The sequence below is a fragment of the Burkholderia sp. HAN2018 genome, assembly GCF_024704855.1.
GTDB lineage: Bacteria > Pseudomonadota > Gammaproteobacteria > Burkholderiales > Burkholderiaceae > Burkholderia > Burkholderia cepacia.
In genome coordinates, this window is the sequence record NZ_QOBB01000534.1 from 1 (window position 1) to 846 (window position 846).

General features: G+C 71.2%; 1 protein-coding gene and 1 pseudogene. Both read right to left on the reverse strand.

Annotation, left to right across the window (positions count from 1 at the left end):
- Nucleotides 1–129 (reverse strand): annotated as a pseudogene (locus tag DPV74_RS41605) (NAD-dependent oxidoreductase); the annotation flags it as partial.
- Nucleotides 130–234: 105 nt separating this feature from the next.
- The coding region (locus DPV74_RS41610; protein ID WP_374709022.1) for a sterol desaturase family protein at nt 235–846 on the reverse strand (612 nt) is incomplete at its 5' end.

The following is an 846-nucleotide window of genomic DNA, read 5'->3' on the forward strand; positions in this document are numbered from 1 at the left end:
CGGGGCCGCGCCGCGGCCGATCAGCGCGACGCGTGCGCCGCGCGCGCCGAGCCACGCGGCCGTCGCGATGCCCAGATGGCCGAATCCGCCCGTGATCGCGACTGCCTTGCCTTTGAAGTCGTGTTCCATCGATGTTTTCTCCTGGATCGAGGGTTGCTTGATGATGCGTATTGCATGGGTCATGCCGGCCGCGGCACGCATGCGCGGCCGGCAATTCGACACAGCGTAGCGCGTTCACGCATCCGTGCGCACGGCGACGAGGCTGCGGCGGCGCAGTTCCTCCGTCGTTTCGCCCTGGTCGTCCGGGCGCCAGCCCGGCGGCAGCAGCACGAAGCGGATCGCCGTCCACGCGTCGCGGGCCGTCGCGACGTCGCGGGCGAGGCTCGCCCAGTGTTCGAGTTCGACGACGAACGGATTGCGCGAACGGGTCGGCGTGACGAGGCCGAAACGGCACGGCTCGTCAACGCGCCCGGCGACATAGGTGCCGAACAGCCGGTCGAACACGATCAGCACGCCGCCGTAGTTCGCATCGAGATAGTCGAAGTTCGACGCATGGTGCACGCGGTGCGCGGCTGCGCATCGACCGCGACTACCGCCATGACCGCCGCGCCGGCGGCCCGCACGCAGGCCAGCGGTCGGCGCCGGCCTGCATGGCGTGTCGGAAGCGAAGCACGACACGGTGGCGTCCGATACGGATCGACTCGCGCGCTCGATCGCGAAACAGCTCGCCACGCAGAATGCGGCGAACGCGTGGCTGCCGACGGTGTCGGCGAGCTGACGCACCGCACGCCGCGTGCGCGGCCCGGCGGGCGCGCACGCGGGCGGCCGGGCATAATGCGCGAGGCC